Here is a 1,540-nt window from a genome sequence, read left to right as displayed (position 1 = left end):
GCAACCGTTCACGGGCCGGTGCAAGGTTTTAGGCCGCTGCAGCGGTCTGTTTTAGAGCAGGCATGAGAGATGGTGCGACGTTGCCTGCGAACTTGGCGTTCATCGCATCGACCAAATATTCGTAGGCATTTCGATTTTGAAGCCGGCATGTTTCCGAGACTGTCAGTAGCCGCTCCAGATATCGACTCCCAGCAGCGCTCTGCGTACCAAAACTCAGCTTGCGATAGATCACCGCAGGACGAAGCGCACGCTCGGCGGTGTTGTTGGTCGGCTCGATCCCTTTGACCCGAGTAAACGTCCACAAGTGCTCTCGCCGGTCATACAGCTCATTGCAGAATCCAATCAGCTTCGCATTCCCGCTGAATCGACCGCGCAGCAGTAACACGCGAACTTCCTCGCGAATCGGAATGACTTTGTTTTGGAACGTTCTCCATTGGATCTCCCCTGATTGGTATTGCCGCCAACACTCAAACAGCTTGCGATGTTCTCGCATCAAGTCATTTCCCATCCGTTTGACTTTGCCATCGGATGAATCAATCAGTTTTTGAAAGTCGCGTTTGAGATGAGCCCAACACCACTGCAATCGCTTGCCATCAAGATACATCTTGGCTCGATCGCAGTTCAGAATGATTCCTTGATAGTCTCCCACCAAAGACACCAATGACTGTCGGCTTCGGTCGCCGAAAATACCAAAGACCGTGAACATCGGAGCTACCGCCACCCAGAGCCACGCTTTCTGGCGTTTCTCCTTGGTCGGCGACTCGTCAACGTAGAGTTGTTTTTGATCTGCCAGATTGCCTCGAAGCTCTTCGTAAGGAATCGCGATCGAATCGCTCACAAGATTTTGAATCTTCACCGTCCAAGCGGCGCTGCAGGGAATGTTCAGCAAGTCACCCAGGAAGGACGACGCCCGACGTTTGCTCTGGCGAAAGTGCCCCATTAGCAATCCGGTGAAGGCGGCCAATCGTGGGCCACACTGACCACTGGGAACGCCGCGTGGCAGGCCAGCCTGGGTGGTGATGCCGCAACATCGGCAGTGGCCGCGGAAGAGTTGGTATTCGTCGATGATCGGTTGGATTTGGGGAAGATCCCAAACTTGATGTCGTGCTGGCGGCGTATTGTCAGCTTGCAAGTCGCCACCACAGCGGCGGCAACCCTCGGGCACGCAAGGGATAATGTGTGTGCAGTCTTCGCTGGGGACCAGGTCCCGGGAGTGCCGCTTGTGGCCTTTCTGCCCACCTTGCTTCCGTTTTTTGCCAGGGAGCGATTTGCGTTTGGGCTTCGCGTGAGGATGCTCGGTACTCGGGGGCACCGAAGAGTTGCGTGGTGTCAGCTTTTGAATTTTGGCTTCCGCTTTAGCAAGCTTCGCTTCGACTTTGTCCAAACGATCAAACAGCGCGAGCACGAACGCTTTGACAGCGGGCGTCATCTCAGCTTCGAGTTCCGGTGGTATCTTGCTCATGCAAGTATTGGGACCGAAAACAGGGATCCAAGTCCATACCGATTTCAAATTTCATTGCACCGGGCTGTGAACGGTTAC

General features: G+C 54.5%; 1 protein-coding gene. It reads right to left on the bottom strand.

Annotation, left to right across the window (positions count from 1 at the left end):
• Positions 1-28 precede the first annotated feature (28 nt).
• Positions 29-1,462 (bottom strand): IS66 family transposase, encoded by a 1,434-nt coding sequence (gene tnpC / locus RSSM_RS31890; RefSeq protein ID WP_008685111.1) that lies wholly within the window; start codon positions 1,460-1,462, stop codon positions 29-31.
• Positions 1,463-1,540 lie beyond the last annotated feature (78 nt).

Source organism: Aporhodopirellula sallentina SM41, assembly GCF_000346505.1.
Classification (GTDB): Bacteria; Planctomycetota; Planctomycetia; order Pirellulales; family Pirellulaceae; genus Rhodopirellula; species Rhodopirellula sallentina.
The sequence above is the reverse complement of the archived record's forward strand: the minus strand, read 5'-3'. Positions and strand labels throughout refer to the sequence as shown.